General features: G+C 66.8%; 19 protein-coding genes. 7 read left to right on the forward strand and 12 right to left on the reverse strand.

The genetic code is table 11. From position 1 onward, the window contains the following. Window positions 1–73: 73 nt before the first annotated feature. From osmF to HNQ66_RS20135, 4 genes are read left to right on the forward strand one after another with little or no spacing between them, the layout of a single operon-like run. On the forward strand, window positions 74–985 hold the full coding sequence (osmF, locus tag HNQ66_RS20120) for a glycine betaine ABC transporter substrate-binding protein OsmF (protein ID WP_184146020.1): 912 nt from the start codon (window positions 74–76) through the stop codon (window positions 983–985). A gap of 52 nt (window positions 986–1,037) precedes the next feature. Beyond that, the gene (locus HNQ66_RS20125; RefSeq protein ID WP_184146023.1) at window positions 1,038–2,198 is read left to right on the forward strand and encodes an ABC transporter permease; all 1,161 of its coding nucleotides are present in this window, start codon (window positions 1,038–1,040) and stop codon (window positions 2,196–2,198) included. After that, complete coding sequence (locus HNQ66_RS20130) at window positions 2,195–3,133, forward strand: ABC transporter ATP-binding protein (protein WP_184146026.1); 939 nt, start codon at window positions 2,195–2,197, stop codon at window positions 3,131–3,133. The genes HNQ66_RS20125 and HNQ66_RS20130 overlap by 4 nt, the downstream gene beginning before the upstream one ends. Beyond that, window positions 3,130–3,873, forward strand: coding sequence for an ABC transporter permease (locus HNQ66_RS20135; RefSeq protein ID WP_184146028.1), 744 nt, complete (start codon window positions 3,130–3,132; stop codon window positions 3,871–3,873). Before HNQ66_RS20130 ends, HNQ66_RS20135 begins: the two co-directional genes overlap by 4 nt. On the opposite strand, the gene HNQ66_RS20140 is transcribed toward HNQ66_RS20135, so the two are convergent. The 7 genes from HNQ66_RS20140 to HNQ66_RS20170 all read right to left on the reverse strand — a co-directional run bounded on the left by HNQ66_RS20140 (window position 3,870) and on the right by HNQ66_RS20170 (window position 11,122). After that, entirely contained in the window at window positions 3,870–4,187 is a 318-nt protein-coding gene (locus HNQ66_RS20140; protein WP_184146029.1) for a Dabb family protein, read from the reverse strand. The two genes, HNQ66_RS20135 and HNQ66_RS20140, sit on opposite strands and share 4 nt — an antisense overlap. A gap of 8 nt (window positions 4,188–4,195) precedes the next feature. Further along, on the reverse strand, window positions 4,196–5,851 hold the full coding sequence (locus HNQ66_RS20145; protein ID WP_184146031.1) for a GMC family oxidoreductase: 1,656 nt from the start codon (window positions 5,849–5,851) through the stop codon (window positions 4,196–4,198). A gap of 229 nt (window positions 5,852–6,080) precedes the next feature. After that, window positions 6,081–6,857 (reverse strand): 3-ketoacyl-ACP reductase, encoded by a 777-nt coding sequence (locus HNQ66_RS20150; RefSeq protein ID WP_184146033.1) that lies wholly within the window; start codon window positions 6,855–6,857, stop codon window positions 6,081–6,083. A gap of 7 nt (window positions 6,858–6,864) precedes the next feature. Beyond that, window positions 6,865–7,980, reverse strand: coding sequence for an ABC transporter ATP-binding protein (locus HNQ66_RS20155; RefSeq protein ID WP_184146036.1), 1,116 nt, complete (start codon window positions 7,978–7,980; stop codon window positions 6,865–6,867). Between the two features lie 4 nt (window positions 7,981–7,984). Further along, window positions 7,985–8,866: a carbohydrate ABC transporter permease gene (locus tag HNQ66_RS20160; protein WP_184146038.1), complete on the reverse strand. Its 882-nt coding sequence runs from the start codon at window positions 8,864–8,866 to the stop codon at window positions 7,985–7,987. Next, window positions 8,863–9,744, reverse strand: a complete 882-nt coding sequence (locus tag HNQ66_RS20165; RefSeq protein WP_184146041.1) for a carbohydrate ABC transporter permease — start codon at window positions 9,742–9,744, stop codon at window positions 8,863–8,865. Before HNQ66_RS20165 ends, HNQ66_RS20160 begins: the two co-directional genes overlap by 4 nt. A 166-nt stretch (window positions 9,745–9,910) precedes the next feature. Beyond that, window positions 9,911–11,122, reverse strand: a complete 1,212-nt coding sequence (locus tag HNQ66_RS20170) for an ABC transporter substrate-binding protein (protein WP_246434365.1) — start codon at window positions 11,120–11,122, stop codon at window positions 9,911–9,913. Window positions 11,123–11,495: 373 nt separating this feature from the next. On the opposite strand from HNQ66_RS20170, the gene HNQ66_RS20175 reads away from it, so the two are divergent. Further along, window positions 11,496–12,545: a LacI family DNA-binding transcriptional regulator gene (locus tag HNQ66_RS20175; RefSeq protein WP_184146046.1), complete on the forward strand. Its 1,050-nt coding sequence runs from the start codon at window positions 11,496–11,498 to the stop codon at window positions 12,543–12,545. Between the two features lie 194 nt (window positions 12,546–12,739). Here HNQ66_RS20175 and HNQ66_RS20180 read toward each other — a convergent pair whose 3' ends face one another. Genes HNQ66_RS20180 through HNQ66_RS20200 form a run of 5 tightly spaced genes read right to left on the reverse strand, consistent with a single transcriptional unit; the run spans window position 12,740 to window position 18,658 of the window. Next, window positions 12,740–14,245: an aldehyde dehydrogenase family protein gene (locus tag HNQ66_RS20180; protein ID WP_184146049.1), complete on the reverse strand. Its 1,506-nt coding sequence runs from the start codon at window positions 14,243–14,245 to the stop codon at window positions 12,740–12,742. Next, entirely contained in the window at window positions 14,239–15,015 is a 777-nt protein-coding gene (locus HNQ66_RS20185; RefSeq protein WP_210308838.1) for an enoyl-CoA hydratase/isomerase family protein, read from the reverse strand. The genes HNQ66_RS20180 and HNQ66_RS20185 overlap by 7 nt, the downstream gene beginning before the upstream one ends. Continuing rightward, complete coding sequence (locus tag HNQ66_RS20190) at window positions 15,008–16,600, reverse strand: acyl CoA:acetate/3-ketoacid CoA transferase (RefSeq protein ID WP_184146052.1); 1,593 nt, start codon at window positions 16,598–16,600, stop codon at window positions 15,008–15,010. The genes HNQ66_RS20185 and HNQ66_RS20190 overlap by 8 nt, the downstream gene beginning before the upstream one ends. A 19-nt stretch (window positions 16,601–16,619) precedes the next feature. Beyond that, window positions 16,620–17,621 (reverse strand): Gfo/Idh/MocA family protein, encoded by a 1,002-nt coding sequence (locus tag HNQ66_RS20195; RefSeq protein ID WP_184146055.1) that lies wholly within the window; start codon window positions 17,619–17,621, stop codon window positions 16,620–16,622. Next, window positions 17,618–18,658 carry a substrate-binding domain-containing protein gene (locus tag HNQ66_RS20200; protein ID WP_184146057.1) on the reverse strand — a complete coding sequence of 347 codons (1,041 nt, stop codon included), beginning with the start codon at window positions 18,656–18,658 and terminating at the stop codon, window positions 17,618–17,620. Before HNQ66_RS20200 ends, HNQ66_RS20195 begins: the two co-directional genes overlap by 4 nt. A gap of 365 nt (window positions 18,659–19,023) precedes the next feature. Here HNQ66_RS20200 and HNQ66_RS20205 point away from each other — a divergent pair, with 365 nt between their 5' ends. Further along, on the forward strand, window positions 19,024–20,196 hold the full coding sequence (locus HNQ66_RS20205; protein WP_184146060.1) for a dihydrodipicolinate synthase family protein: 1,173 nt from the start codon (window positions 19,024–19,026) through the stop codon (window positions 20,194–20,196). Between the two features lie 78 nt (window positions 20,197–20,274). After that, complete coding sequence (gene ung / locus HNQ66_RS20210) at window positions 20,275–20,970, forward strand: uracil-DNA glycosylase (protein WP_184146063.1); 696 nt, start codon at window positions 20,275–20,277, stop codon at window positions 20,968–20,970. Window positions 20,971–20,982 lie beyond the last annotated feature (12 nt).

Consider the following 20,982-nt stretch of genomic DNA (forward strand, 5'->3'; position numbering starts at 1 on the left):
CTTTGCCCGGACGGGGTTTGCCGAATGTGATGTGAATGCCGCCACGGGTTCCCGCACAACGAAAGGTTTTTTCATGCGCCCAGCCGTCAAATTCCTCGGAGCAGCCCTGGCGCTCGGCCTTGCCGCCGGCGCGGCCAATGCCCAGGTCGTCGTTTCCTCCAAGATCGATACCGAGGGCGGCGTCCTCGGCAACATCATCCTCGCCGTGCTCAACGCCAACGGCATCGAGACGACGGACCGCGTGCAGCTCGGCGCGACGCCCGTCGTGCGCAAGGCGATCACCGCCGGCGAGATCGACATCTACCCGGAATATACCGGCAACGCCGCCTTCTTCTTCGAGAAGGCCGACGATCCGGCCTGGAAGGATGCCACCAAGGCCTACGAGCTTGCCAAGACGCTCGACTACGACGCCAACAAGATTGTCTGGCTGACGCCCTCGCCCGCCAACAACACCTGGGCGATCGCGCTGCGCAAGGACGTCGCCGAACCGAACAAGCTGGTGACGCTGACGGACTTCGGCAAATACGTCTCGGGCGGCGGGAACGTCGTGCTGGCGGCCTCGTCGGAATTCGTCAATTCCGCAGCCGCCCTTCCGGCCTTCCAGACGACCTACGGCTTCACGCTCAAGCCGGAACAGCTCATCACGCTTTCGGGCGGCGACACGGCCGCGACCATCGCGGCGGCCGCCAACCAGACGAACGGCGCCAATGCCGCCATGGTCTACGGCACGGATGGCGGCATCGCGCCGTCGGGCCTCGTCGTGCTGGACGACGACAAGGGCGTGCAGCCTGTCTACCAGCCGACCCCGATCATCCGCGAGGAGGTGCTGAAGGCCAATCCGCAGATCGAGGACCTCTTGAAGCCCGTCTTCGAGAAGCTCGACCTCGTCACCCTTCAGGACCTCAACGGCCGCGTGCAGGTCGGCGGCGAACCGGCCAAGGCCGTCGCCGAGGACTTCCTGAAGAAGAACGGCTTCCTGAAATAGGCCGCTTGTGCCCTTCGCCCGCCGGGCGGAGGGCCATTCCCGAAAGGCGTTCATGACGTTGCGGATCGACAAGCTCGGCGTGGTGATCGCCGCATTGCTGGCCTACGGCGCCTTCGTGGCGCCGTTCGCCAATTTCAGGGCCAACCGCATCGTGCCGGGCGAGGCACGGACGATCCTTGAAGCGCTTCCCTCCGGCCTCGGCGCGGCGCTGCTCGTCTTCGTTGCCGTCTCCCTCGTCGTCATCGTCCTCAAGACGCCGACGCTCCTGCGGCTCGTGCTCGGCCTTGCCGCCACGCTGGCGCTTGCCCTCCTCATCGGCCTTTCCGCCCGGTACCTGACGCCGCCGGAAAACACCTATGCCCGCGTCGCACCGGCCTCCGGCTTCTGGCTGACGAGCTTCGCCTTCGTGCTGCTGACGGCCGATGCGCTGACGCGGCTGAGGCTCTCGCCCTATGCCCGCATCGCTCTGCTGGCCGCCGTCGCGGCGGCCGCGGCGGGGCTCCTGCTCTCGGGCGCCTGGGACGGGCTGTCGATCCTCAAGGAATATGCGAGCCGCGCCGATACGTTCTGGCTGGAGGCGAGCCGGCATGTCGTGCTGGCGCTCGGCTCGCTGGCGGCCGCGGCACTTTTCGGCCTGCCGATCGGCATCCTCTGCCATCGGGTGGAGGCGCTGCGGGCCGGCGTGCTCAACGTCCTCAACATCATCCAGACCATCCCCTCCATCGCGCTCTTCGGCCTCCTCATCGCCCCGCTCGGCTGGATCGCCGTCCATGTGCCGGGGGCCTCGGCCATCGGCATCCGCGGCATCGGCGCGGCGCCGGCCTTCGTCGCGCTCTTCCTCTATTCGCTGCTGCCGGTCGTCGCCAACACGGTGGTCGGCCTTGCCGGCGTGCCGCGCGATGCGAACGAGGCGGCCCGCGGCATCGGCATGACGGACCGGCAAAGGCTCTTCGGCGTCGAACTGCCGCTCGCCTTCCCGGTCATCCTCACCGGCATCCGCATCGTGCTGGTGCAGAATATCGGGCTTGCGACCATCGCCGCGCTCATCGGCGGGGGCGGCTTCGGCGTCTTCGTCTTCCAGGGCATCGGCCAGACGGCGATGGACCTCGTGCTGCTCGGCGCGGTGCCGACCGTGGCGCTCGCCTTCGCGGCGGCCGTCGTGCTCGACGCCGCCACCGAACTTTCCAATTCCAAACCCGGCAGGGCCGCATGATCGAGATCGAAGCCATCACCAAGCGCTACGGCGACACCACGGTCGTCGACGACGTCTCGATGACGATCGCGCCGCACACGATCACCGTCATCGTCGGCACCTCCGGTTCCGGCAAGACGACGCTGATGCGCATGATCAATCGCCTCGTCGAGCCGAGCGAGGGCACGATCCGCATCGACGGCGCGGACAACCACGCCATCCCCGGCCACGAGCTGCGCCGGCGGATCGGCTACGCCATCCAGGGCCACGGCCTCTTTCCCCACCGCACGGTGGCGCAGAACATCGCGACGGTCCCCACCCTGCTCGGCTGGGAGAGGAGGCGCATCGACGCCAAGGTCGAGGAGCTCCTGTCGCTCTTCCAGCTCGACGCCGCCGCCTTCGGCCCGCGCTACCCGCACGAGCTCTCCGGCGGCCAGCAGCAGCGCGTCGGCGTTGCCCGGGCGCTTGCCGCCGAGCCGAACATCCTCCTGATGGACGAGCCCTTCGGCGCGCTCGACCCGGTCATCCGCGCCAAGGCGCAGGACGACCTGCTGGCGATCCAGAGGCATTTCGGCACCACCATCGTCCTCGTCACGCACGACATGGAGGAGGCCTTCCACCTCGCCGACAAGATCGCCGTCATGGACAAGGGGAAGATCGTGCAATACGCCGCGCCGGAAGAGATGCTGGTGAACCCCGCCACCGATTTCGTCGAGACGCTGATCGGCGCCGGCGAGCGGCCGTTCCGGCTGCTGTCCGTCGGCACGACCGGCGAGGCTGCCGAAGCCGGCACCGCCGATGGTGAGCCGCTTGCCGCCGATGCCAGCCAGCGCGACGCGCTCTCGGCCCTCCTCTGGTCGGGGCGGGATGCCCTGCCGGTCGTCGGGGCGGACGGCGAGCCCATCGGCCGCGTCACGCTTGCCGGCCTTGCCCGCCGCGCCGCGAGGCCGCAATGAGGCGTTTCCTGCCCAATCTCCTGCGGCTGGCGACGCTCGCCGTCCTCGTCGTCTTCCTCTTCAGGCCGGAGCTGTTCGAGCCGCTTTTGAAGCCGCTGGTGCAGGCCAATGCCCCGGCGATCTACAACCAGGGCAGCCTGCTCTCGCTGACGCTGTCGCACCTTGCAACGGTCTTCGCCGCGACGCTCGCTGCGACCATCGTGGCGGTGGGGCTCGCCATCCTCGTCACGCGGCCGATCGGGGCGGAGTTCCTGCCGCTCTCGCGCAGTCTCGTGAATATCGGCCAGACGTTCCCGCCCGTCGCCGTGCTGGCGCTTGCCGTTCCGGCCGTCGGCTTCGGCGAGAAGCCGACGCTGATCGCGCTCTTCCTCTACGGCCTCCTGCCGATTTTCGAAAATGCCATGACCGGGCTTTCCACCCTGCCGCCCGCCATCGTGGAGGCGGCGCGCGGCACGGGCATGACGGGCTGGCAGCGGCTCACCAAGGTGGAATTGCCGCTCGCCCTGCCGGTGGTGCTCGCCGGTATCCGGCTTTCCGTCACCATCAGCCTTGCGACGGCCACCATCGGCTCGACGGTGGCGGCCAAGACCCTCGGCGAGGTCATCATCGCCGGCCTGCAATCCAACAACCTTGCCTTCGTGCTGCAGGGCGGCCTTGTCGTTGCCGTGCTGGCGGTGCTGATCTACGACGCCTTTTCCGCGCTGGAGCGCGTGCTGGCGCGCCGAGCGGGCCGAGGCTAGTCGTCGGTTTCCAGATCGTAGACGAGGATGCCGGCGATCCCGCCTTCGGCCGCGGCGACGAGGCGCGCGCCCGTCTCCCTGTGCTCCGGGTCCGCCAGATAGGCATCCCGCGAGAAACTGTCCTCGAAATCGACGATAAAGCCGTCGCCGAACCCCTTGTCCATGCCTTCCTCGGGGCTGACATTGGTGCCGATATGCACGGCGGCCATGCCCGGAAGACGGTCCTTCAGGGAATCGATCTCGTTGAAGAGCTCGGCCTTGTAGGCGGGCGAAATGGTCGGCTTGAAACGGATGAAGACGCAATGGCGGATCATGGCTTCTCCTATCGGACGTTGGCGCGGGCACGCGGGCGCGTGTCGTTGCGCTCGTATTGGAACACCTGGGCCGGCAGCGCCGGCAGGCCGCGGATGATGTCGGCGCCCTTCTCGCCCACCATGATGGTCGGCGCATTGGTATTGCAAGAGGGAACGCGCGGCATGACGGAACTGTCGCAGACGCGCAGCCCGTCAAGTCCAAGCACTTTCAGGTCCAGCCCGACGACGGCATCCGCCCCCGTGCCCATCTTGCAGGTACCGACCGGATGGTGGTCGGTCTTGGCATTGGCGCAGCCGTAGTCGAAGAGGTCCTCGTCGGTGACGGCCTTCGGCCCCGGCAGGCGTTCGGCCAGGACGAAGGGCTTCAGCGCGGCCTGTTGCATGATCTCGCGGGCGATCTTCAGGCCTTCGATCGACATCTTCCGGTCGTGCGGGTCCTCCCAGTAGTTCGGGTCGATCAGCGGCGCGGCGGATGGATCGGCGGAGGCGAGGCGCACCGTGCCCTTCGAGCGCGGATGCAGGTAGGCCGAGTTCAGCGTCACGCCGGCATTCTTCAGCCGTTCCACGCCCGCCTCGATGCCGGAGCCGAGGCCGAGATGGAACTGGATGTCCGGCGAACGGGCATCCGGATCGGCATACCAGAAGCCGCCCGTCTCGAAGAGCGAGGATGCGACGGGGCCGGAGCGGAACAGCACATATTCGAGACCGGCCCAGAGCGTGCGGTGCAGCTTCGCCACGCCGTCATAGGTGTGGTCGCCGGTGCATTCGCAGATGACGAAGAGGTCGAGATGGTCCTGCATGTTGGAGCCGACGCCCGGCAGGTCGTGCCTCACCGGAACGCCCACGGATTTCAGGTGATCGGCCGGGCCGATGCCCGATTGCAGGAGCAGCTTCGGCGAGCCGATGGCGCCGGAGGTGACGAGCACCTCGCGCTCCGCCCGGATCGTCTCGGCGCCCTTGCCCGTCACCACCTCGACGCCCACGGCACGCGTTCCCTCCAGCACGATGCGGGCGACGCGGGCGCCGGTACGGACGGTGAGGTTCTTCCGATCCTTGATCGGCGAGAGATAGGCAAGCGAGGCGGAGGAGCGGCGGCGGTTCCGCTGGGTGAGCTGGTAGAAGCCGATACCGGCCTGCTGGCGGCCGTTGAAATCGGGGTTGTAGGGAATGCCGAGTTCCTGCCCGGCACGGATATAGGCGTCGCAGATCGGCAGCGCCGAGACCGGCATGGAGACGCCGAGCGGCCCGCCATAGGCGTGGTAGTCGTCGGCAAAGCGCTGGTTGTCCTCCGCACGCTTGAAATAGGGCAGAACCTCCCGGTAGCTCCAGCCCTCGCAACCGTCCTCGCTTGCCCACAGGTCGTAGTCCGCCGCATTGCCGCGCGTATAGAGCTGCGCGTTGATCGAGGAGCCGCCGCCGATCACCTTGGCCTGCGTATAGCGCAGCACGCGGCCCTTCATGTGCTTCTGCGGCACGGTCTCCCAGCCCCAGCTCGCCACGCCCTTCGTCATCTTGGCAAAGCCCGCCGGCATGTGGAACAGCGGATTCCAGTCCCCGCCGCCGGCCTCCAGCAGCAGCACCCGTACGGAAGGGTCTTCCGAAAGCCGGTTCGCCAGCACGCAGCCGGCAGGACCTGCGCCGGTGATGATGTAGTCGTAGGTCATTGCGTGTTCTTCCTCACATTCCGCACTTGCGCCTGACATCGGCTGAAGCTGTGCCTTTTTGCGATCTCCCCCCCTTGAGGGGGAGATGCCCGGCAGGGCAGAGGGGGGTGTCGCCGCGACCCGAAGCGCCTGCTTTGCCGCACCGTTGCAACCCCCCTCTGTCGCCTTCGGCGACATCTCCCCCTCAAGGGGGGAGATCATGGGGAGCCTGCCGCACCGCTCCCCTCTCTCAAAGCCGCCCGATCGACAGTCCGCCGTCGAGGTTGATCACCGAGCCGGTGGCGAAGGCGAATTTGCCGGTGGCAAGTGCTGCTGCGGCGGCGCCGATGTCGTCCGGCTCGCCCCAGCGCCTCATCGGCACCAGCCCGTCTTCGATCAGTGCGTCGTATTTCGCCGAGACGCCGGCCGTCATGTCGGAGCGGATGATGCCGGGGCGGATCTCGAAGACGGAGATGCCGGTCTCCGCAAGCCGGACCGCCAGCCCTTGGCTGAAGGCGGCGAGCCCCGCCTTGGTCATGCAATAGTCGAGCCGCTCGGGCGAGGTAAGGCCCGCCGAGACGGAGGTGATGTTGATGATCGCGCGCGGGCCCGGCGTCTCGGAACGCAGCATCGCCTTCAGCACGGCCTGCGTGAAGAAGACGGTGCCGCGCAGGTTGGTGGCGACGATGGCGTCGAAATTCTCCGGGAGGAGGTCGAGGAAATCGCCGCGCACGACCGAGGCGATGCCGGCATTGTTCACGAGGCAGGAAATCGCTCCAAGCTGCTCCTCGACGGCCGCGACGGTCGCCGCATGGGCGGCGATATCCGCAAGGTCGCCCTCCAGGTAGATCGCTTGCCCGCCATGGGCGGAAAGGCCGGCGAGCATCGCGTCCGTCGCCGCATCGCCCGCGCCGATGCCGGTGATCGCGATGTCGAAGCCTTCCGCCGCGAGCGCCCGGGCGATGCCGAGGCCGATGCCGCGGCGGCCTCCGGTGACGATGGCGACGGGACAGGGCGGGCGCGTCATGGCCGGCTCACGCGATGCGAAGCTGGCTTGCGGGATCGAAGAACACCGCCTTGTCGAGGTTGAAGGCAAGGCGCGCCGTCTGGCCGGCGGCGATGGGCACGTCCGCCCGCAGGCGCGCGACGATCTCCTTGCCGCCGAGATTGGTGACGGCGAAGGTGTCGGCGCCGGCCGGCTCCACCACTTCGATCAGGCAATCGCCTTCCGCGACGGTGCGCGCATTGCGGTCGGCCCCGTCCGGGTCCGTCAGCGCCTCCGGGCGGATGCCGAAGATCACTTCCTTGCCGGCATAGGCGGAAAGGTTGCCGGGCGCGTGCGGCACGGCGAGCACCAGCGGCTCGGCCTCGTGGCGGGCGAGCGAGACGGCAAGCCCGGTCCCGTTGCCCTCGACCCTGCCCTTGAGGAGGTTCATGGCGGGCGAGCCCATGAAGTCGGCGACGAAGGTATTGGCCGGGTTGTTGTAGATCTCGGAAGGAGAGCCGAACTGCTGGAGCACGCCGTCCTTGAGGACGGCGATCTTGCTGGCGAGCGTCATCGCCTCGATCTGGTCGTGCGTCACATAGACGATGGTGGTCTTCATGCGGTGGTGCAGGCGCTTGATCTCCGTGCGCATGTCGACGCGCAGCTTGGCGTCGAGGTTGGACAGCGGTTCGTCGAAGAGGAAGAGCTTGGGGTCGCGCACCAGCGCCCGGCCCATGGCGACGCGCTGGCGCTGGCCGCCGGAAAGCTGGCCGGGCTTGCGATCGAGGAGGTGGCCGATCTGCAGCATGTCGGCGACCTGCTTGATCGCCCTGTCGCGTTCCTCCTTCGGCACGCCGCGAATCTCCATGCCGAAGGCGATGTTCCCGGCGACCGTCATGTTCGGGTAGAGCGCATAGGACTGGAAGACCATGGCGATGTCGCGCTTGGAGGGGTGCAGACCGGCGACCGAGCGGCCGTCGATGGCGATGTCGCCCGAGGTGATCGGCTCCAGCCCGGCGATGGTGTTGAGCAGCGTGGACTTGCCGCAGCCGGAGGGGCCGACGAGCACGAGGAAGCCGCCCTCTTCGATCTCCAGATTGATGTCCTTCAGGATTTCGAGCGCGCCGTAGGACTTGCGCAGGTTGCTGATCTTGAGGAACGACATGAGGCTATCCTTTCACGGCGCCGGACATCAGGCCGCGCACGAAATAGCGTCCGGAGACGATGTAGACGATAAGGGTGGGCAGCGCCGCCAGGATCGCGCCCGCGAAATGCACGTTGTATTCCTTCACGCCGGTGGAGGAGGAGACGAGGTTGTTGAGCGCCACGGTCATCGGCGTCGTCGCCGCGCCGGAGAAGGAGGCGCCGAACAGGAAGTCGTTCCAGATATTGGTGAACTGCCAGATGACCGAGACGACGATGATCGGCCCGGAGGAGGGCAGGAGGATCCGGTAGAAGATCTGGAAGAAGCTCGCCCCGTCGATCTGCGCCGCGCGCACCAGCTCGGTCGGGAAGTTTTCGTAATAGTTGCGAAAATAGAGCGTCGTGAAGCCGATGCCGTAGACGACATGGACGAGGATGAGCCCCCAGAGCGAGCCGGCAAGCCCCAGCATGCCGAGGATGCGGGCCATCGGGATCAGCACGATCTGGAACGGGATGAAGCAGGAGAGCAGCAAAAGGCCGAAGAAGATGTTCGAGCCCCGGAACTGCCATTTCGTCAGCACGTAGCCGTTGAGCGCGCCGATGACGGTGGAGATGGCGACGGCCGGAACGACCATCAGGATGGAATTGATGAAGAAGGGGCGAAGGCCCGTCGGCTGCACGCCGATCTGCGCCGTCGACCAGGCGGAAAGCCACGGCTCGACGGTCCACACCTTCGGCAGGTTCAGCATGCCGCCCTGGCGGATTTCCTCCAGCGGCTTCAGCGAGTTCACCAGCATCACGTAGAGCGGCAGCAGGTAGAAGACCGCGAAGAGGATGAGCGCGGCATAGATGAGCGCGCGCGTCAGGCGGCCGTGCGAGATGATGTTGTCGGGGCTTTGCGCGCTCATCGGCCTTTGCCTCCGCGGATCTCGGAATAGAGGTAGGGGATGATGATCGAGAAGATCATGACCAGCATGATGATCGCCGAGGAGGCGCCGATGCCCATCTGGTTGCGGGTGAAGGTGTAGGAATACATGAAGGTCGCCGGAAGCTCGGTCGCCTGTCCCGGCCCGCCGCCCGTGAGCGCCACGACGAGGTCGTAGGCCTTGATGGCAAGGTGCGCCAGGACGACGAAGGCGGAGAGGAACACCGGGCGCATCAGCGGAATGATGATGCGGCGGTAGATGGTGGCCGTCGTCGCGCCGTCGATCTGCGCGGCCTTGATGATCTCGTTGTCGACGCCGCGAAGGCCGGCGAGGAACATGGCCATGACGAAGCCGGAGGATTGCCACACGGCGGCGAGCACCAGGCAGTAGATGGCGTAGTTGCGGTCCTTGATCCAGTTGAAGGAGAAGCTCTCCCAGCCCCACAGATGCATGGTGTTCTCAAGGCCGATGCCGGGGTCGAGGAACCATTTCCAGGCCGTGCCCGTGACGATGAAGGACAGCGCCATCGGATAGAGGTAGATCGGCCGCAGCAGGCCTTCCGCCCGGATTTTCTGGTCGAGCAGGATGGCGAGCGAAAGGCCCAGCACCGAGCAGATGGCGATGTAGAGCGAGGCGAAGATTGCAAGGTTGGAGATCGCCCGCCACCAGTGCGGCAGCGCCCAGAGCTTGGTGTAGTTGCTCAACCCCACGAAATTGTAGGAGGGCAGCATCTTGCTGTCCGTCAGCGACAGGAAGCCCGTATAGGCGATGAAGCCGTAGACGAAGACGAGCACGATGAGAAAACTGGGCGCCAGCACGAGCTTCGGCAAAAGCTCCTGCAGCCGGCTTCGGCTATCCATGGTCGTTACCACCGTTTTTGTGTTTGGTCGGCGACGGGGCCGCGCCCCTCATCCGCCTGCCGGCACCTTCTCCCCGCGGGCGGGGAGAAGGGTTATGCCGTGACCTCTCCATCTGCCTCTCCCCGTTTACGGGGAGAGGGCCGGGGTGAGGGGCAGCCTCGTTCGCTTACTTCGCAGCCTCGACGGCGGCCTTGAGTTCCGTGACGGCTTCCTCGGAGGAAAGCTCGCCGTTGAACTCGCGCGTCACGACGTCGTAGATGGCGTTCTTGACGGCGGCCGGGTTGGCGTGGCCGTGCGCCATGGAGCCCATCAGCGTGCCATTGGCATTGGCTTCGGCAAGGTCCTTGATGGCCTTCTTGCCGCAATCGTCGAAGGCTTCGTCGGAGACGTCCGTGCGGGCCGGGGCCGAGCCCTTGACCACGTTGAAGGCCGACTGGAAGGTCGGGCTTTCGATGGCCGAGGCCATGGTGAGCTGGGCCGGAACCTTGTCTTCCGAAACCTTGAACATCGCGAACTGGTCGGAGTTGAAGGTGACGGAACCCTGCGTTTCCGGATAGCGCATGCAGACGAAGTCCGTGCCCGGCTTCTTGCCGGCCTTGATGAACTCGCCCTTCGCCCAGTCGCCCATGAACTGCACGCCGGCCTTGCCCTCGATGACCATGGCGGAAGCAAGGTTCCAGTCGCGGCCCGAGAAGTTGTCGTCGACATAGGTGCGCAGCTTCGTCATGCGGTCGAAGGCTTCCTTCATCTTGTCGCTGCCGAGCGTGTCGGGATCGAGGTCGATGAAGGCCTTCTTGTAGAAGTCGTTGCCGAGCGAGAGCACGACAGCGTCGAAGATCGTGGCATCCTGCCAGGGCTGGCCGCCATGGGCGATCGGCGTGATGCCCTGTGCCTTGAAGTTGTCGAGAAGGGCGATGAGCTCGTCCCAGTTCGCCGGCTCCTTGCCGCCCGCCTTGTCGAGCGCGGCCTTGTTGATCCACATCCAGTTGGTGGAGTGGACGTTGACCGGCGCGGCGATCCAGTGGCCGTCATACTTGGAGAACTGCTGGAGGGCCGTCGGGATCACCTTGTCCCAGCCTTCCTTGGCGGCGACTTCGTCAAGGTTGCCGAGCGCGCCTTCCTTGGCCCAGTCGAGAATGTCGAAGCCGAGCATCTGCACGGCGGTCGGCGCGTTGCCGGCCGTGACGCGGGCGCGCAACACGGTCATGGCTTCCGTGCCGCCGCCGCCGGCAACCGGCATGTCGGTCCAGGTGATGCCCTTGGATTCGAGGTCCTTCTTGAGCACGTCAAGCGCTGCGGCCTCCCCGCCCGAGGTCCACCAGTGCAGGACCTCGACGTTTTCCGCAGCGTGGACGACTGTCCCGCCCATGCCCATCATCGTCACCGCTGCGATTGCGGTGGTTGTCAGAAACTTGCGCATCGTTTTCCTCCCGTTTGCAAGTTTTCGGGCGGAAGCTTCCTTCCGCCAATCTCCCCGAGGCCCTGAGGGCATCGGAATTCCGTTCTTGGCTCAAAGCGCCGGGTCAATTTAAAACGTTGTAAATTTGCGAAGTCAAGCCGCGACGGTGGGCAGCGGCGCCTCTTTGCAATAACGCGGTAAATTCGGCAAATACCGGCCCGCTTCCGCAAGGAACGGCCTTTGTGCAGCGCACGGAAAACGTTTTAAATTCTGTGCGGCGCAAGATTGCCGAACGGGCGGTGCGCCGATATGGTGCCGCGTATCGCCTGCCGCCATCCGAAGAAGCGTATCCGTGTCCCGCATCGAAAAGCCCGCCGACAGTGAACCCGCCCGCAGCCCCCGCGCCGGCAAGCCGACGCTGAAGACCATTTCGGAAATCACCGGGCTTGCGATCACCACGGTCTCGCGCGCGCTCGGCAATGCGCCGCAGATATCCGAGGCGACGCGTCGGCGCGTCCACGCGGTCGCCGCCGAGATCGGCTACCTGCCGGACCGCGCCGCCCAGCGCCTCAAGACCGGCCGCACCAACGTCATTTCCGTGCTGCTCGATCCGCACGAGGAAATCCTCGGCTTCGGCACGTCCGTCATGCACGGCCTTGCGCGCGCGCTCCAGGCGACGCCCTACCATCTCATCGTCACGCCGAACTTCCTCGACGGCAGCAATGTCGAGGCGGCCAACTACATCATCCGCAACGGCATGGCGGACGGGCTCATCTTCTCGCGCACCGAGCCTTTCGATCCGCGCGTGCGGCTGCTGCTGGAGAACGGCTTTCCCTTCGTCACGCACGGACGGACGGAGTTTTCCACGCCGCATGCCTTCGTCGACTACGACAATTTCGCCTTCGCCTATGCCGCGACGCGGCGTCTCATCCAGAAGGGCCGGCGCAAGGTCACGATCATCCTGCCGCCGAGGCGCCTCACCTTCTACCAGCACATGCTGCACGGCTTCATGACCGCGGTGCGCGAGGCCGGGGCCGCCTACGAGATCCCGGAAGGCCTCGACCTCGACAGCCCTGCCGACATGATCCGCGACTATGTGCGCCGGCGCAGCGGCGAAGCCGATCCGCCGGACGGCTTCACCTGTCCCGGCGAGGTCTCGGCGCTCGCCACCATCACCGGCATGAGCGACAACGGCCTTGCCCTCGGCGGGCAATACGACATCGTCGCCAAGCAGACCTCGCGGCTCCTCAGCCAGATTCAGCCGAAGGTCGAGACGATCTACGAGGACCTGACCGCCGCCGGCGAGGCCATGGGCCGCCTGCTGCTCAGGCGCATCGCCGGGGAGGCGGTGGAGGAGCTGACGCTGCTGCAAGGCCCGCAATTGGGGTTTCCGGCGGCGTAGGGCAGGGCGGCCTCCGCCTGCCGATGAAGGCCCCTCCCCAACCCCTCCCCACAAGGGGGAGGGACTTAACCCGCCGCTCCCTCTGTGGGAAAATGGGAAGGAAGAGCAGGCGTCCAGCGTTCTCCCCCCTTGTGGGGGAGATGCCGGCAGGCAGAGAGGGCCTTCCCCGCTGCGTCGTTTCGCCACCACATCGCTCATCGCTGCATCCACCAGCCGGTGCGTGCGCCGATATGCATGTTGAACGTCTTGGTCTCGGTGTAGTCCTCCACGGCATGGCGGCCGAGTTCGCGGCCGAGGCCGGACTGGCGGTAGCCGCCGAAGGGCAGCTCCGATGCGCCGTCCATGAAGGTGTTCATCCAGACGGTGCCTGCGCGCACCCTGCGGCCGATGGTCAGGCACGTATCGAAGTCGCGGCTCCAGACGCCGGCCGATAGGCCGTAGTCGATGGCATTGGCGATGCGGACCGCCTCGTCCGTCGTCTCGAAGGTCAGGACGGAGAGGACCGGGCCGAAGACTTCCTCGCGGGCGACGGCCATGTCCGGGGTCACGCCGGAAAGGATCGTCGGGGCCATGAACTGGCCGAGGCCGAGATCGAGCGCCGCCCCGCCGAGCGCCACCGAGGCGCCGGCCTTCGCCGCGCCGTCGACATAGCCGCCGATTTTTTCGAGGTGCTGCGGCGTGATGATCGCGCCGACCTGCGTTGCCGGGTCGAGCGGATCGCCGACCTTCACCTTTTTCGACAGCTCCGCGATGCGCGCCGTCACCTCGCCCGCGATGGACCTGTGCAGGATCAGCCGCGAGCCGGCATTGCAGCATTCGCCGGCATTGAAATAGGCGCCGAACACGGCGGCGTCGACGAAGGCGTCGAGATCGGCCTCGGGGAAGACGATCTGCGGGTTCTTCCCGCCGAGCTCCAGCGAGACCTTCTTCAGGGTCTGCGCCGCATTGGCCATGGTGAGGCGGCCGACGCCCGTGGAGCCGGTGAAGGACACCATGTCGACATCGGGATGCGTCGTCATCACGCTGCCGACTTCCGGGCCGGTGCCGGTGAGGATGTTGACGACGCCCGCCGGCACGCCCGCCTCGATGAGGATCTCGCCGAGCACCAGCGTGGAGCCGGAGGTCAGCTCCGAGGGCTTCACAACCGCCGTGCAGCCGGCGGCGAGCGCAAAAGGTAACTTCTGGCTTACGATCAGGAAGGGGAAGTTCCATGGCGTGATGATGGAGACGACGCCGATCGCCTCGCGCAGCACGACGCCGAGTGTGCCCTGCCCAAGCGTGTTGTAGCTCTCGCCGTGGAGGTCGCGGGCAAGCGCCGCCGCATAGCGCCAGATATCGGCCGCGCCGGCAAGCTCGCCCTTCGCCTGGCTGATCGGCTTGCCGCTCTCGATGCAATCGAGGAAGGCGAGGTCGTCGGCGCGCGCGGCGATGATATCGGCGGCCTTGAGCAGGATATTGGAGCGCTCGGCGCCCGTCATGCGCGGCCACGACCCGTCGTCGAAAGCATGCCGCGCGGCGGCGATGGCACGCCCGGCATCGGCTTTCGTGCCCGCCGGATAGCGGCTGACGGTGACGCCGTGGCCGGGCGCGACGCGCTCGATCACATTGCCCGCGCCTTCCGTCCAGGCGCCGTCGATCAGCATGCGGAAATCGCGTGCCGTGAAATCGGTGAGGGGCTTCACATGCGCGGTCATCACCATTCTCCCTTGAACTCTGCGGGGCGCTTCTGCGTGAAGGCGGAAACGCCCTCCCTGAGATCGCCGGTCTTGGCGACGAGGATGGAGCCGAGCGCTTCCACCGCCGCGCCGTTGTCCTCGCCGTTCGCCACCGCGATCATCAGCTTGGACACTTCCGTCGCTGCCGGCCCGCGCGCAGCGATGCGCGCCGCATAGGCCTTCGCGGCCGTCACGGCCGTTCCCGCCTCGACGACCTTGTCGATAATGCCGAGCGTTTCCGCCTCCGCCGCCGTCAGCACCTCGCCGCCCAGCAGCATGCGGCGCACGGCCTGCGCGCCAAAACGCTTCACCAGCCGCTGCGTGCCGGACCAGCCGGGCACCATGCCGAGGCCGGCTTCCGGCAGGCCGATCTTCACCTGTTCTTCCGCGATGCGGATATCCGCCGCCGCCGCCAGTTCCAGCCCGCCGCCCAGCGCATGGCCGTTGACGGCGGCGATCAGCGGCATGCGCAGCGTCGCCAGCCGCTCGAAGACGCGATGGCCGAAGCGCACCCAGGCATGGCCGAATTCATTGGCTTCCATGCCCGCCCAGGCGCGGATATCGCCGCCCGCGGAGAAGGCCTTGCCCTCGCCGGTGAGGATTGCGGCGCGCACGGCGGCATTCGCCTCGATCTCGTCGCAAGCCGCCGACAGTTCCTTCAGCATGTCGATGTCGAAGGCGTTCAGTTTTTCCGGCCGCGCGACGGTGATCGTCGCGATGGCGCCTTCGACGGTCGTGCGGATGCGCTCAGCCATGATGGCCTCCCGTCGCCAGCGTCAGGCCGATCGGCGCGTCCCGGAAGAGCGCGGCGTCCATCACCTTCAGGTCCGGCGAAACGATCAGCGGGAATTCCGACTGGTCGAGGATATGGGTTTGCAGGTCGGCGCCGGGCGCGATCTCCGTGAGCATGATGCCCTCGGGTGTCAGCTTCAGGACGCAGCGCTCGGTGACATAGGTGATGTCCTGCCCCTGCGCGATGCCGCGCGGGCCGGAGAAGGTGACGTGCTCGACCGCGTTCACCAGCTTCTTCAGCTTGCCTTCCTTCTCGATGACGAGCCTGCCGCCCTCGACGGCGAGCTTGGCGCCGGCATTGAACATGCCGGAGAAGACGATCTTTTTCGCCCGCGCGGTGATGTCGACGAAGCCGCCGCAGCCGGCCGTCACATGCGGGCGGAAGGCGAGTTTCGAGACGTTCACCGAGCCGTCCCTGCCGATCTCCAGGAAGGAGAGCAGCGAGGCATCGAAGCCGCCGCCCTGGAAATAGGTGAACTGGTAGGGCGAGGGCATGAAGGCATCGGCATTGGAGGCGCAGCCGAAGGCGAAGTCGAGCAGCGGCACGCCGCCGACCGCGCCCTGCTCGATCACCCAGGTGACGGCCCCGTGCAGGCCCTCTTCCATGAGGATGCGCGGCACGTTGGCGGAAATGCCGAAGCCGAGGTTGACGGCGCTGCCAGTGGAAAGCTCTTGCGCCACCCGGCGGGCGATGACCTTCTGGATGTTGAACTCCGGCACGCGGAAGCTGTCGAGCGGGCGGAAGATCTCGCCGGAAATGGCAGGGTCGTAGAGCGTCTGCGTCGTCTGCTTCTGCTCGGGATCGACCACGATGTAATCGACCAGCACGCCGGGCACGCGCACGTCATGCGGCTTCAGCGAGCCCTCCTTGGCGATGCGCTTGACCTGCGCGATGACGATGCCGCCGTTGTTGCGGGCGGCGAGCGCCTGGTCGAGCCCGCCAAGGGTGGCGCCCTCGTGCTCGTAGGTGAGGTTGCCGCGCTCGTCCGCCGTGGTCGCGCGGATGATCGCAACCTCAGGCGCAATCGCCTTGAAATAGAGCCAGTCCTCGCCGGCGAAGGCGATCTTCTCCACCACCGGCTCGGCGGCGGCGGATGCATTCATCGCGCAGCCCTCGCGGCGCGGGTCGACGAAGGTGTCGAGCCCGACCTTGGTGATGACGCCGGGACGCTTTGCGGCGGCCTCGTGGTGCATGTCGAAGAGGATGCCGGAGGGGATGTTGTAGGCGGCAACCTCGTCATTGCCGATCATCTGCCAGATCAGCGGCGGCTCGGCGGAGGAGGGGCCGGAGGGATAGGAGCCGGCAAGGATCTTCTTCAAAAGCCCCTTCTTCGCAATATGGTCGACGCCCTTGATGCCGCTCATGTCGCCGGCGGCGATGGGGTGCAGCGTCGTGAGGTTTCGCGGGTGCCCGGTCTCGTCGAACCGCTCGCCGATCGCCTTCAGCGTCAGGTCCGGGCAGCCGAGGCCGGAGGAAGAGGAGACCGAAACGACGGCGCCGTCCGGGATAAGGTCTGCGGCCTGGCGCGGGGTGATGTGCTTGCTCATGGTTCTTCCGTCGTGTCGTTCAGGGGCAGGGCGCGATCTTCACCGCATTGCCGGTGCGCGCCGCTTCCATCGCCGCAAGGCCGGTCGCCAGCGACCAGACGCCGTCCTCGCCGGTGCAGAGCGGCCTGCCTTTGCCGGCAATCGCCGCATCGAAGGCGGCAAGCGTCGTCTCGTAGAGGTTGCGGTGGTCGAGCGTCAGGTCTTCCTCGCCGGCGGCGGTGCGCAGCGTCACCGAGCCACCCGGCTTCTGGATCATGCAGTTGCGGGCGATCAGCGAGCCCTCGCTGCCGTGCACCTCGAAGCCGGTCACGGCATAGGGCGTGGTGAAGCCGTCGTGGAACTGGGCGATGAGGCCGGATTTGAAGCGCATCGCGCCCATGGCCGCGTCTTCCAGCCCGCTTGTGGCCATGCCGCTTTCCTGGCCGAAGGCGATCACCTCGGCCGGATCGTCGCCGAGCACGAAGCGCAGCGCATCCGTGTCATGCACGGTGATGTCGAGAATGACCCCACCGCCGGCCTCCGGCCTGTCGAGCCGCCAGCCCTGAAGATGCGCCGGTAAGAGGCCGGCATGGCAGACGCGGGCGGCGAGCGGCCGGCCGATCCTGCCGGCCGCGATGGCGTCGCGCATCGCCCGGTGCGTCGCCGCCCCGCGCAGGTGATGGTTCGTCGCCAGAATGACGCCGGCCTCCTTTGCCGCCTTCACCATGGCGCGGGCATCGTCGAGCGAGGTGGCGAGCGGCTTTTCGCAGAGGATGTGCTTGCCGGCCTTCGCTGCGGCGAAAACCTGGTCGCGGTGCAGCTCGTTCGTCGTGGAGATGTAGACAGCGTCCACTTCCGGATCGTTCACGAGGGCGTCGAGCGTCGTGACCGCCTTGGGGACCGCGTGGTCGTCCGCATATTTGCGGCCGCGCTCGGCGCTGGTGCTCATCACGGAGGCAATCTCGCCGCCGACGGCGCGGATCGCGTCGATCACCCATTCGTGGGCGATCGTGCTCGCCCCGATCAAACCCCATCGCGTCATGCCGGTTTCCTCCCGGTTTTCAGGCCGGCGCCGCAGCTCTGGCGCACGACGAGGCGCACGGAGCCGACGATGGCCTCGGGCTCCACCCGGCCCGCATTGATCTGTTTCAAGAGCAGTTGCGCCGCCCGCCGGCCCATGCCCTGCGGGTCGACGGACACCGTCGTCAGCGCCGGCACGGCGGTCTCGGCCTCGATCACGTCGTCGAAGCCGACCACGCCGAAGTCGCGGCCCGGCTCCATGCCGGCGGCGCGCAGCCCGTCGCAGACGCCGAAGGCGGCCGCGTCGTTGAAGCAGAGCGCGGCGGTCGGCCGGTCGGGAACGAGAAGCGCCCGCTCGATGGCGGCGACGCCCCCGGCGCGCGAGGCCGTGGTACCGATGACGAGCGCATCCGGCGCCTCCAGCCCGGCTTCGGCCAAGGCATCGCGCCAGCCGGCGACGCGTTCGCCGAAGACCGTGGTGTTGGCTATCCCGCCGAGGAAGGCGATGCGGCGGTGGCCGAGCGAAACGAGGTGGCGCACCGCATCCTTCGCGCCGGCATGGTTGTCGGAGGAAAGGCTGGAGACCTTCGCGCCGACGACGTTGCGCACCACGGCGACGACGGGAATGCCGCTCGCGGCAAGCGGCTTGAGGTCGGCGGCTTCCGTGCCGCGGGCGGGCGAGAGGATGAGGCCGGAAATGCCGTGCTCGCGCATCGAGGCGATGACCTCGCGCTGGCGGTCGACGCTCTCGGCGGAGTTGGAGAGGAACTGCACGTAGCCGGCCGATTGCATGACCATGTCCATGCCGACGGCAAGCTCGGCGAAGAAGGAGTTGGTGAGGTCGTTGACGATGATGCCGATGATCCGCGAAGAGGCAGACTGGCGCAGGTTCGCCGCGCCGCGGTTGTAGACATAGCCGAGCTCGCGGATGACCGCGTTCACCTTCGCCCGCGTCGCCTCGTTGACGAGCGGGCTTGCCTGCAGGACGAGCGAGACGGTCGACTTCGACACGCCGGCGGCGCGCGCAATATCGACGACGGTCACCCGGCCCTTGTTCACGACGGCTCCTCCCTGAGCGGGCGTGGTTGCCCGCTTGTTGGTGGGTAATTAATTGGATCGTTCCAAATTTGTCAAGCAGGTTTTGATTGAGTTCGGGAGCGCGCGTTCTTCATATTCTTGCCATGACCCCTCTCTTCTCCTTCGTCATGGTCGGGCTTGACCCGACCATCCATGCGACACGCGCGGCATTGCGGATGCGTGGATCCTCGGGTCGAGCCCGAGGATGACAATGGAGGGTGGAGTGGGCGCTTTCCGCCTTCCTGTGTGATTGGCTGCGTCCCGTCGCTGAAGGTTGCTCTTCAAAATCACCCTTGAAATTTGGAACGATCTAAATTATCCCCTCCGAAACCCACCGGGAGGATGCCATGCCGATCAGCCTTTTCCTGCCGCATGCCGATGGCGGCGTCGAAGCCTATGCGCTCACAGGCACGCCCACCCCGCGCCCCGCCGCCGTGCCGCGTTTCAGCCGCATCGCCTATGCGGCGGCCCATGTGGTTTCCGATCCGCGCCGCGACACGCGGCCGTGGGAGCGACCGGCGGTCGACTGGGAGGCGACGCTCAAGTTCCGTCATCATCTCTGGTCGCTCGGCTTCCGCATCGCCGAGGCGATGGACACGGCGCAGCGCGGCATGGGGCTCGACTGGTCCGGCGCGCAGGAGCTGGTCCGCCGCTCGCTCGCCGAGGCGCGGACGGTGCCGGGCGCCGATCTCGCCTGCGGGGCGGGCACCGATCACCTGGATCCCGCCGACGCCCGCTCGCTGGACGACGTGATCCGCGCCTATGAGGAGCAGGTCGGTTTTGTCGAGAAGCACGGCGGCCGGGCGATTATGATGGCGAGCCGCGCGCTTGCCCGCGTCGCGGCCTCGCCGGACGATTACCGCAAGGTCTATGGCCGCATCCTCTCCCAGGCGAAGGACAAGGTCGTGCTGCACTGGCTCGGCGACATGTTCGATCCGCAGCTTGCCGGCTATTGGGGCGCGGCGGATTTCGAGCGGGCGCTGGAGACGGTGCTGTCGATCATCGAGGAGAACCGCGGCAAGGTCGAGGGCATCAAGATCTCGCTGCTCGACAATGCGAAGGAAGTGGCGCTGCGCGACCGGCTGCCGGAAGGCGTGCTGTGCTTCACCGGCGACGATTTCAACTATGCCGGACTGATCGAGGGCGATGGTCGGAAGTACAGCCACGCGCTGCTCGGCATCTTCGATGCGGTGGCGCCGCAGGCCTCGGCGGCGCTTTGCGCGCTTGCGGCCGGCGATGCCGCCACCTTCCGCGCGGTCATCGCGCCCACCGTGCCGCTGTCGCGAAAAATCTTCGAGGCGCCGACGCAGTATTACAAGGCAGGCGTCGTCTTCCTCGCCTGGCTGAACGGCCATCAGGACCATTTCACCATGCCGGCCGGCCTGCAGTCCGCCCGCGGCGTCCTGCATTATGCCGATGTCTTCCGCCTTGCCGACCGGGCGAATGTGCTCGACAGGCCGGAATTGGCGGCGACGCGCATGAGAAGCCTGATGACGGTGCTCGGTGTAGCACAGGATTAGCTGTGGATGACCGGCGGTTCTGCCGGTCCATGCCGCTTTCCGGGGCTAAACTCCCGCCCTGACGGAAGGGAGCGGACGATGACGGCAAGCGAAGTGAAGATCGGCGAAAGCTGGAAGGCGCCGCTGGCGGCGGAATTTTCCGATCCCTACATGGCGGACCTCAAGCGCTTCCTCCTCGAACAGAAGCAGGAGGGGCGGCGCATCTTCCCGAAGGGGGCGGAATACTTTCGCGCCCTCGACCTGACGCCGCTCGACGAGGTGCGCGTCGTCATCCTCGGGCAGGATCCCTATCACGGCGAGGGGCAGGCGCACGGGCTCTGCTTTTCCGTGCAGCCGGGCGTGCGCATTCCGCCGTCGCTTGTCAACATCTACAAGGAAATGCAGGAGGACCTCGGCATTGCCCCGGCCCGCCACGGCTTCCTGGAGCATTGGGCGAAACAGGGCGTGCTGCTTCTCAACAGCGTGCTGACGGTGGAGATGGGCCGCGCCGCCTCGCATCAGGGCCGCGGCTGGGAGCGCTTCACGGATGCCGTCATCCGCGCGGTCAACGAGCAGGAAAAGCCCGTCGTCTTCATCCTCTGGGGCTCCTACGCGCAGAAGAAGGCCGCCTTCGTCGACCGCAGCCGCCACCTCGTCCTGCGTTCGCCCCATCCCTCGCCGCTCTCCGCGCATAACGGCTTCTTCGGCTCGCGGCCGTTCTCCAAGGCGAATGCGTTTTTGGTAGAGCATGGCCGCAAGCCCATCGACTGGCAATTGCCGGCGGTGGCGGGATAAAGAGGCCCGGAT

Origin of the sequence: Shinella fusca, from assembly GCF_014203155.1 — a bacterium.
GTDB classification, from domain to species: Bacteria; Pseudomonadota; Alphaproteobacteria; order Rhizobiales; family Rhizobiaceae; genus Shinella; species Shinella fusca.

Bases quoted from the DNA above. Each gene is read 5' to 3' on its own strand.
- HNQ66_RS20140 (WP_184146029.1), bottom strand. From the start codon at position 4,187: ATGATCCGCCATTGCGTCTTCATCCGTTTCAAGCCGACCATTTCGCCC.
- HNQ66_RS20135 (WP_184146028.1), top strand. From the start codon at position 3,130: ATGAGGCGTTTCCTGCCCAATCTCCTGCGGCTGGCGACGCTCGCCGTC.
- HNQ66_RS20150 (WP_184146033.1), bottom strand. From the start codon at position 6,857: ATGACGCGCCCGCCCTGTCCCGTCGCCATCGTCACCGGAGGCCGCCGC.
- HNQ66_RS20195 (WP_184146055.1), bottom strand. From the start codon at position 17,621: ATGACGCGATGGGGTTTGATCGGGGCGAGCACGATCGCCCACGAATGG.
- HNQ66_RS20185 (WP_210308838.1), bottom strand. From the start codon at position 15,015: ATGGCTGAGCGCATCCGCACGACCGTCGAAGGCGCCATCGCGACGATC.
- HNQ66_RS20130 (WP_184146026.1), top strand. From the start codon at position 2,195: ATGATCGAGATCGAAGCCATCACCAAGCGCTACGGCGACACCACGGTC.
- HNQ66_RS20170 (WP_246434365.1), bottom strand. From the start codon at position 11,122: ATGATGGGCATGGGCGGGACAGTCGTCCACGCTGCGGAAAACGTCGAG.
- HNQ66_RS20205 (WP_184146060.1), top strand. From the start codon at position 19,024: ATGCCGATCAGCCTTTTCCTGCCGCATGCCGATGGCGGCGTCGAAGCC.
- HNQ66_RS20125 (WP_184146023.1), top strand. From the start codon at position 1,038: ATGACGTTGCGGATCGACAAGCTCGGCGTGGTGATCGCCGCATTGCTG.
- HNQ66_RS20180 (WP_184146049.1), bottom strand. From the start codon at position 14,245: ATGGTGATGACCGCGCATGTGAAGCCCCTCACCGATTTCACGGCACGC.
- HNQ66_RS20145 (WP_184146031.1), bottom strand. From the start codon at position 5,851: ATGACCTACGACTACATCATCACCGGCGCAGGTCCTGCCGGCTGCGTG.
- HNQ66_RS20190 (WP_184146052.1), bottom strand. From the start codon at position 16,600: ATGAGCAAGCACATCACCCCGCGCCAGGCCGCAGACCTTATCCCGGAC.
- HNQ66_RS20155 (WP_184146036.1), bottom strand. From the start codon at position 7,980: ATGTCGTTCCTCAAGATCAGCAACCTGCGCAAGTCCTACGGCGCGCTC.
- osmF (WP_184146020.1), top strand. From the start codon at position 74: ATGCGCCCAGCCGTCAAATTCCTCGGAGCAGCCCTGGCGCTCGGCCTT.
- HNQ66_RS20160 (WP_184146038.1), bottom strand. From the start codon at position 8,866: ATGAGCGCGCAAAGCCCCGACAACATCATCTCGCACGGCCGCCTGACG.
- ung (WP_184146063.1), top strand. From the start codon at position 20,275: ATGACGGCAAGCGAAGTGAAGATCGGCGAAAGCTGGAAGGCGCCGCTG.
- HNQ66_RS20165 (WP_184146041.1), bottom strand. From the start codon at position 9,744: ATGGATAGCCGAAGCCGGCTGCAGGAGCTTTTGCCGAAGCTCGTGCTG.